Origin of the sequence: Pseudarthrobacter enclensis, assembly GCF_030811655.1 — a bacterium.
Classification (GTDB): Bacteria; Actinomycetota; Actinomycetes; order Actinomycetales; family Micrococcaceae; genus Arthrobacter; species Arthrobacter enclensis_A.
This window is the reverse complement of sequence record NZ_JAUSRE010000035.1, coordinates 18684-27419: the sequence shown is the minus strand read 5'-3', so window position 1 is coordinate 27419 and position 8736 is coordinate 18684. Positions and strand designations below refer to the sequence as shown.

Annotated in this window: 6 protein-coding genes and 3 riboswitches; of the genes, 1 reads left to right on the top strand and 5 read right to left on the bottom strand. The window is 66.1% G+C overall.

Annotated elements, in window-relative coordinates:
• The 5 genes from J2X98_RS21345 to gcvP form a co-directional block, all read right to left on the bottom strand.
• On the bottom strand, positions 1-399 hold a 399-nt coding region (locus tag J2X98_RS21345; protein ID WP_307312271.1), incomplete at its 3' end, for a serine dehydratase beta chain.
• Positions 400-669: 270 nt separating this feature from the next.
• Complete coding sequence (gene glyA / locus J2X98_RS21340) at positions 670-1995, bottom strand: serine hydroxymethyltransferase (protein WP_307312268.1); 1326 nt, start codon at positions 1993-1995, stop codon at positions 670-672.
• Positions 1992-2375: a glycine cleavage system protein GcvH gene (gene gcvH / locus J2X98_RS21335; protein ID WP_307312266.1), complete on the bottom strand. Its 384-nt coding sequence runs from the start codon at positions 2373-2375 to the stop codon at positions 1992-1994. Before gcvH ends, glyA begins: the two co-directional genes overlap by 4 nt.
• Positions 2376-2408: 33 nt before the next feature.
• Complete coding sequence (gene gcvT, locus J2X98_RS21330; protein WP_307312264.1) at positions 2409-3542, bottom strand: glycine cleavage system aminomethyltransferase GcvT; 1134 nt, start codon at positions 3540-3542, stop codon at positions 2409-2411.
• Positions 3543-3553: 11 nt separating this feature from the next.
• Positions 3554-6418 (bottom strand): aminomethyl-transferring glycine dehydrogenase, encoded by a 2865-nt coding sequence (gene gcvP, locus J2X98_RS21325; protein ID WP_373460945.1) that lies wholly within the window; start codon positions 6416-6418, stop codon positions 3554-3556.
• Positions 6419-6565: 147 nt separating this feature from the next.
• A riboswitch (glycine riboswitch) is annotated at positions 6566-6665 on the bottom strand.
• A gap of 274 nt (positions 6666-6939) precedes the next feature.
• A riboswitch (glycine riboswitch) is annotated at positions 6940-7037 on the top strand.
• A riboswitch (glycine riboswitch) is annotated at positions 7038-7128 on the top strand.
• A 126-nt stretch (positions 7129-7254) separates the two neighbouring features.
• Here gcvP and J2X98_RS21320 point away from each other — a divergent pair.
• Positions 7255-8703 carry an amino acid permease gene (locus J2X98_RS21320; protein ID WP_307312283.1) on the top strand — a complete coding sequence of 483 codons (1449 nt, stop codon included), beginning with the start codon at positions 7255-7257 and terminating at the stop codon, positions 8701-8703.
• Positions 8704-8736 lie beyond the last annotated feature (33 nt).

Sequence of the window (8736 nt, the reverse complement as noted above, 5' to 3'; positions counted from 1 at the left end):
GTCCGTGACGGTGAACGTCATCCCGTTCGTGTGCCGCGGCAACACGGTCAACGGCCGCAACACCATATCGCCCACCCCGTACGGCAACGCCACAGTCCCTGCCAGGTTCAGGATCCCGGTCTCCGCGATCGAGGCCAGCCGCTCCTCCACCTCCTGCGGCAGGATCAACTCAGGATGGAACCCCTCCAACCCCAGAAGGATCGCGGTCATCGTCCCGTGACCATGCCCCGTCGCCGCCAGCGACCCATACAAATCCACCCGCAACGACGCCACCCCACCCAGGACGCCAAAACTCTTGAGCTCCTCCGCGAACACAGCAGCAGCCCGCATCGGCCCCACAGTATGCGAAGACGACGGACCAATACCTATAGAAAAAAGGTCGAATACGCCAACAGCCATGCGAGAGGTTCCTAACTAAAACAGTGTGGTCGGGGTGGAGCGGACAGGACATCCTCTGCGTGCTCGGTCGCGAAGACGCCCGCTGCGCGGACGTGCCGCTCCCTTAGACGCACGCTGCCGGATGCCCCGCCCACTCCGAGGACACGTCACCGAGGCGACGTGCCCGCGAGGGGCCGGCGGAGCCGGACTTTTCGAAAGCCTGCGTCAAAGCGAGGAACGAGCAGCAGGCGTGAAAATGTCCGGTCCGCCGGTCCCGAAGGTGACCAGAGATCAGGACAGCGGTGCGATGCCCGGATACAGCGGGTGCGCCTTGGCCAGGACCTCGACGCGGTGACGCAGGCCGGAAAGGTCTGCGCCGGCGTCGGCAATCAATGCCTCGGCGATGATGTCCGCCACCTCGCGGAAGGCGTCCTCGCCGAAGCCGCGGGTGGCCAGGGCTGGGGTGCCGATGCGCAGGCCGGAGGTGACCATGGGCGGACGCGGGTCGAAGGGGACGGCGTTGCGGTTGACGGTGATGTCGATCGCAGCGAGCCGGTCTTCGGCCTGTTGCCCGTCGAGTTCACAGTTGCGCAGGTCCACCAGGACCAGGTGCACGTCGGTGCCGCCGGAGACCACGCTGACGCCCTTGGCCGTGACGTCGGGCTGGATCAGGCGCTCGGCAAGGATGCGGGCACCGGCCAGCACCCGTTCCTGCCGCTCGCGGAACTCCTCGGACGCGGCGATCTTGAACGCCACGGCCTTGCCCGCGATGACGTGCTCCAGCGGACCGCCCTGCTGACCCGGGAACACTGCGGAGTTGATCTTCTTGGCGATGTCGGCGTCGTTGGACAGGATGATGCCGCCGCGCGGACCGGCGAGGGTCTTGTGCGTGGTGGAGGTGGTGACGTGGGCGTGCGGCACTGGGGAGGGGTGCAGGCCCGCGGCCACCAGCCCGGCGAAGTGCGCCATGTCCACCATGAGGTACGCGCCCACGGAGTCGGCGATCCGGCGGAACTCCGCGAAGTCCAGCTGCCGGGCGTAGGCGGACCAGCCAGCCACGATGAGCTGCGGCTTGTGTTCCTGCGCCAGACGGTCCACTTCGGCCATGTCGATGGTGTGGGTGTCTTCGCGGACCTGGTAGGGGACCACGTTGTAGAGCTTGCCGGAGAAGTTGATCCGCATGCCATGGGTCAGGTGGCCGCCGTGGGCCAGGTTCAGGCCCATGATGGTGTCGCCGGGCTTGATCAGCGCGTGCATCACCGAGGCGTTGGCCTGGGCGCCGGAGTGCGGCTGGACGTTGGCGTATTCGGCGCCGAACAGCGCCTTCACCCGGTCGATGGCGAGCTGCTCGATGACGTCCACGTGCTCGCAGCCGCCGTAGTAGCGCTTGCCCGGGTAGCCCTCGGCGTATTTGTTGGTCAGGACTGAGCCCTGCGCCTGCATAACGGCGGCGGCCGTGTGGTTTTCGGAGGCGATCATCTCCAGGCCATCGCGCTGGCGGCCAAGTTCGTCGTCGATCTTTGCCGCGATCTCGGGGTCCAAGGCTGAAAGCTCCGCGTTCAGGCTCGGGGAGACCACCTGCTTGAAAGCTACGGTGCCGGCTGCTGCAGCGTTCACAGTTCGCCGCCGTTTGCTGCTGCGTATTCTTCAGCGGAAAGCAGGGGGCCTTCCTCGGTGACGGCCACCTTGAACAGCCAGCCGGCGCCGTAGGGGTCGCTGTTGATCAGGGCCGGGTCAGACACCACTCCGTCATTGATTTCCACGACTTCACCGGTGACGGGTGCGTAGAGGTCCGACACGGACTTGGTGGATTCCACCTCACCGCAGGTCTCGCCGGCGGTCACGGTGGAACCGACCTCGGGCAGGTCCACGTACACGATGTCGCCCAGGGCGTCGGCGGCAACGGCGGAAATCCCGATTCCCGCAGGACCGGATCCGTCGACAGCAACCCATTCGTGCTCGGCGGAGTACTTCAGTTCGGAAACAACTTTGCTCATGATTCTTCCTTTATGTGTGGAAAGTTCGGGGGTTTATTTTTGGCGCTTGTAGAACGGGAGGGCTACGACTTCGAAGCTTTCGGGCTTGCCGCGCAGGTCCACGTCCAGGACGGTGCCCGGTTCGGCGAATTCGACGTCGACGTAGGCCATCGCGACCGGGTAGCCGAGGGTGGGCGAGGGCTGCCCGGAGGTCACTTCACCCACCAGGGCGCCGTCCTTGAGGACGGGGTAGTGGCCGCGGGCGGCCCGGCGGCCGGTCCCCTTGAGGCCGACGAGCTTTTGCCCGATGGTGGCTCCGACGCCGGCAGTTTTGAGGGCGCCCAGGGCTTCCTTGCCCACGAAGTCGCTTTCCTTTGCCAGCGAGACCACCGGGCCCAGGCCTGCGGCGTAGGGGTTGCCTTGGCGGGAAAGTTCGTTGCCGTAGAGCGGCATCCCCGCCTCGAGACGGAGCGAGTCGCGGCACGCGAGGCCCGCGGGAACCAGGCCCGAGCCTTCGCCGGCTTCCAGCAGCGCCTCCCAGAGGGCGGGCGCGTCCAGGTTGGGGACGTAGATTTCGAACCCGTCCTCACCGGTGTATCCGGTGCGCGCCACCAGCAGGTCCCGGACGGTACCGCCGAAGCTGATGCCTACTTCGACGGCGGCGTAGTACTTCAGTTCCGTCACCAGGGCGTGCTGATCTGCCGGAACCAGCTTCAGCAGGATGGCCTCAGCGTTAGGGCCCTGGACCGCGATGAGGGAGGTCTGGGCGGACGCATCCTCCACGGTCACGTCAAAGTTGGCGGCGCGTTGGGCCAGCGCCCGGGCCACGACCTTCGCGTTGCCCGCGTTGGGCACCACAAGGAACTTGTCGTCTGCCCTGCGGTAGGTGATGAGGTCGTCGATGATGCCGCCGTCTGCGTCGCAGATGAGCGAGTACTTGGCCTTGCCGACGGCGACCGCGGACAGTTTGCCGGTCAGGGCGTAGTCGAGGAACGCGGCAGCGTCAGGGCCGGTCACCCAGACCTCGCCCATGTGGGAGAGGTCGAACAGCCCGGCAGCGTTGCGGACGGCGTGGTGTTCGGCCAGTTCGGAGCTGTACTTCAGCGGCATCTGCCACCCGCCAAAGTCCGTAAAGGAGGCCCCGGCTTTCTTGTGCTGCTCGTAAAGGGCAGTGTAGTTCTCAGTCATTGGAGGTCCTTCTAGTTTTCAAATTCGGAGAGCGGCGGGCAGGAGCAGATGAGGTTGCGGTCGCCGGCCGCACCGTCGATGCGTCCCACGGGCGGGAAGTACTTGTCCTGCCGCAGCGAGGCAACCGGGAAGGCGGCCTGCTCGCGCGGGTAGGCGCGGTCCCAGTCGGAGCTGACGACGGCGGCCGCCGTGTGCGGTGCGTTGCGCACCGGCGAGGCCTCCAGGGTGAAGTCGCCGGCAGCCACCTGCTCGATCTCGGCGTGGATGATGATCATGGCCTCGATGAACCGGTCGATCTCTGCCAGGTCCTCAGATTCAGTGGGCTCCACCATCAGGGTCCCGGCCACCGGGAACGCGAGGGTGGGAGCGTGGAAGCCGAAGTCAATGAGGCGCTTGGCCACGTCCTCGGCGGTGACACCGGTCTTGGCGGTGAGTTCGCGCAGGTCCAGGATGCACTCGTGCGCCACCAGGCCACCCTCGCCGGTGTACAGGACCGGGTAGAACTCATTCAGCCGGGAGGCCACGTAGTTGGCGGCCAGCAGCGCCGACTTGGTGGCCTCGGTCAGGCCCTCGCCGCCCATCAGCTTCACGTACGCCCAGGAGATCGGCAGCACACCGGCGGAACCGAACCGGGACGCCGAGATCGCGACCCCGTGTCCGGCTTCGTGTGCGGCCTTGTTGGCATCGCCCGGCATGAACGGTGCCAGGTGCGCCTTGGCAGCGACCGGGCCGACGCCGGGTCCGCCGCCGCCGTGCGGGATGCAGAAGGTCTTATGCAGGTTCAAGTGGGACACGTCGCCGCCGAACTTGCCCGGCTGGGCCAGGCCCACCAGCGCGTTCAGGTTCGCCCCGTCCACGTACACCTGTCCGCCGGCGGCGTGGATGGCGTCGCAGACGTCGCGGACGTCGCCGTCGTACACACCGTGGGTGGAGGGGTAGGTGATCATGATGCAGGACAGGACGTCCTTGTTCGCCTCGATCTTGGCCGTCAGGTCATCGTGATCGATGGTGCCGTCAGCAGCCGTGGCCACGACGACGACCTTCATGCCCGCCAGCACCGCGGAGGCGGCGTTGGTGCCATGCGCCGAGGCCGGGATCAGGCAGACGTTGCGCTGCTGCTCGCCGCGGGAGTGGTGGTAGCCGCGGATCGCCAGCAGCCCGGCCAGTTCGCCCTGCGAGCCGGCGTTGGGCTGGATGGACACCTGGTCGTAGCCGGTGATCTCCGCGAGATCCGCTTCCAGTCCGGCGATGAGTTCGCGCCAGCCCTCGGTCTGCGAATCCGGGGCGAACGGGTGGATGGAGGCGAACTCGGGCCAGGAAATGGCTTCCATCTCGGCGGTGGCGTTCAGCTTCATGGTGCAGGAGCCCAGCGGGATCATGGTGCGGTCCAGCGCCAGGTCCCGGTCAGAGAGGCGGCGGATGTAGCGCAGCAGCTGGGTTTCGGACCGGTGCGTGTTGAACACCGGGTGTTCCAGGTACGCGGACGTGCGGAGCACGGCCTCGGGCAGTTCGAAGCCTTGGGCGTCGCCCACCGGACCTGCACCAAAGGCGACGGCGACAGCGGACAGTGTTGCCGCCGTCGTCGTCTCATCAATGGAGACGCCGACGGTGTCCTGGTCGATGAATCGCAGGTTGATGCCGCGGGCCTCGGCTGCGGTGATCACCTTGGCGGCCTTGCCAGGCACACGGACGGTGAGGGTATCGAAGAAGGAGCCGCTGACCAGCTCCCGGCCCATGGACGTGAGTGCTGTTGCCAGCACCCTGGCGTTGTGATGGGCGGCCTCGGCGATCGCCTTCAGCCCGTCGGGGCCATGGTAGACCGCGTAGAAGGAGGACACGATGGCCAGGAGTGCCTGCGCGGTGCAGATGTTGGACGTGGCCTTTTCGCGGCGGATGTGCTGTTCGCGGGTCTGCAGCGCCAGGCGGTACGCGGGCGTGCCCGCGTTGTCCTTGGAGACTCCGACGATCCTGCCGGGCAGGGTGCGTTCCATCCCCTTCTGGACGGCCATGTAGGCGGCGTGCGGCCCCCCAAAGAACAACGGCACGCCAAAACGCTGGGCGGAGCCGACCGCGATGTCCGCGCCCTGTTCGCCCGGAGGAGTAATCATGGTCAGGGCCAGCAGGTCGGCAGCTACGGTGACCAGCGCGCCGCGGTCCTTGGCGGCCGCGATGACGCCGGACTGGTCCCACACCCGGCCGGAAACCCCCGGCTGCTGCAGCACGATGCCGTTGATGTCACCTTCCGGAAGTCCCCGGGACAGGTCGGCCACCTCCACCTCGAACCCGAGCGCCTCGGCGCGGCCCTGGACGATGGCGATGGTCTGGGGCAGCACGTCGCTGTCCAGGACGGTCTTGCCGTCCTTGGCATTCTTGTCCTTGTTGGCGCGGCGCATCAGCAGCACGGCCTCAGCCACGGCGGTGGCCTCGTCCAGCAGCGAGGCATTGGCCACGGGGAGGGCCGTCAGGTCCTGGACCATGGTCTGGAAGTTCAGCAGCGCTTCCAGCCGGCCCTGCGAGATCTCCGGCTGGTAGGGCGTGTAGGCGGTGTACCAGGCAGGGGATTCCAGGATGTTGCGGCGGATCACCGGGGGAGTGACGGTGTCGTAGTAGCCTTGGCCAATCATCTGGACGGCGGTCTTGTTCCGGCCGGCAATCCGGCGCAGCTCCGCGAGGACTTCAACCTCGCTGAGGGCGTCCTGCAGGCGGAGGGCAGATTCCTGGCGGATGGAGGCGGGGACGGCAACGTCAACGAGGCCGTCCACGCTGTCATAGCCCACGGCTTTGAGCATGGTGTCGACGTCGGCCTGGCGGCGCGCGCCGATATGGCGGTCAACAAACGATGTTGGAAGCGATTGAATCGTCAAGAGGAACTCCAGGTCTGGCCGGCCTGGGGTGGCACGGCGTGGGATGGGTTCCTCCCCGCTCTGTATTGGACCTGAGAGATTCCGCGTAGCCTGCTGGTGGCAGGGGACCGCTTGCACCGTCGGTGAACCAGGAAGAACCCGGTTGCTTTCCAGAGTCGCCTCGCCGTGACGGTACGTGGGCCTGAGAGATTCCTGGGGAGGATTTGCTCCTACGGCGCCTGCCCGGTGGATGCCGGGAGGACTCTCCCGTCACAGCTCGAAAGGCTTATTCAAATGTGGGTGATTCGGCTCACACGGTACAGGTTCGTTGAAGGGAAGACAAATTTGCCACCACGGCCTGGCCGGTGACCCTCTGTTGGGGGTCTACGTTGCGGCAGGCCGACATGTGGGGTTTGACATTCGATCGTGACCAGCACCACACTGATCCGGTGATCAGCACCGTGTCCGGCTGGCTCTGCGTATTCGGAGCAGCCCGCGGCAGCGTTGCCCCGGCGGGGCGCGGCCGCTGACCGCAACCTAACTGAACACGCCTTCGACCTGCGGCGGGAGAGCCCTGCCGGTACATTCAGCAGGCGCCGTAGGAGCAAATCCTCCCCAGGAAACTCTCAGGCCCCTGTACCGCCGCGGACAGGCAACTCTGGAAAGCAGCCAGTTCCTGGCTCACCGACGGTGCAAGCGGCTTGGGCTGCGGAAACTCTCAGGTTCACTACAGAGCGGGGAGGAACCAAATCTTTGCGGCACCCAAATGCCGCTTTATCGATGGAGTTCCTCATGGCGATTCATCCCCCTACGTCCAACGGCGAACCAGCAAACAGCGCCCCACGGCATCCCGCAGTGAGCCGCCACATCTGGAGCGGCAGCTCACCAACCGGCACATCCAGCTCATCGCAATTGGGGGCGCGATTGGTACGGGCCTGTTCATGGGTTCCGGGAAGACCATTTCCGCGGCCGGCCCCTCCGTGATCTTCGTGTACATGATCATCGGGTTCATGCTCTTCTTCGTCATGCGGGCCATGGGCGAGTTGCTGTTGAGCAACCTGAACTACAAGTCCTTCAGCGACTTCGCCGCGGACCTCCTGGGCCCCTGGGCCGGCTTCTTCACCGGGTGGACGTACTGGTTCTGCTGGGTGATCACGGGCATCGCGGACGTCATTGCCATCGCCGGCTACTCCCGCGAACTCTGGCCGGCAGTGCCGCTGTGGATCCCGGGCCTCGCCACTGTGGCCATCCTGCTCCTGCTGAACCTCGCCACCGTCAAGGCCTTCGGCGAGACCGAATTCTGGTTCGCCCTCATCAAGATCATCGCCATCGCTGCGCTGATCATCGTGGGTCTCTTCATGATCTTCACCGGTTTCCAGAGCGATGCCGGCACGGCAAGCTTCACCAACCTGTGGAGCCACGGCGGGTTCTTCCCCAATGAGTTCATGGGCTTCGTGGCCGGATTCCAGATCGCAGTGTTCGCCTTCGTCGGCATCGAACTGGTGGGCACCACCGCCGCCGAGGCCAAGAACCCGGAACGCACGCTGCCCAAGGCCATTAACGCCATCCCCGTCCGCGTGCTGCTCTTCTACGTAGGCGCACTGGTCATTCTGATGGCCGTCACCCCATGGACCCAGTTCGCGGCGGGCCACAGCCCCTTCATCGGAATGTTCTCCCTGGCCGGCCTCGGCGCCGCGGCCACGGTGGTCAACCTGGTGGTCCTCACCTCGGCCATGTCCTCCGCCAACTCCGGGATCTACTCCACCTCGCGCATGGTCTTCGGCCTGGCCCAGGAAGGCGACGCCCCGGGCATCTTCAGCCGACTGTCCTCCAGGAAAGTGCCCAGCAACGCACTGTTCCTGTCCTGCGTCCTGCTGCTCTCCGGCGTCGTCCTCATGTACGCCGGCCAGGATGTCGGCAAGGCCTTCGAAATGGTGACCACCGTGTCCGCCGTCTGTTTCGTCTTCGTCTGGTCGATCATCCTGGCCAGCTACATCGCGTTCCGTCGCCGGCGCCCTCACCTGCACGCGGCGTCCAAGTTCAAGATGCCCGGCGGCATCCCCGCAGCGTGGATTGTCTACGCGTTCTTCGCCTTCGTCCTGTGGGCCCTGACCACCCAGCCGGATACCTTCGTTGCCCTGTTGGTGACACCCATCTGGTTCGTCATCCTGGGCGTGGCATGGGCCGTCCTGCGCCGCCGACCGGCCCACCTGGCCCGCTTTGAGGTCTTCCGTGCGGAGTTGCGCAATGACGAGGTGGCGGCCGGCCGCGCAACGGTGGAAGCATCCGCCGGCGAGGTTGAGCAGGCCAGGAAGTGACGGCGGCTGGTACTGCCGCGGTCCTGCCGGGCA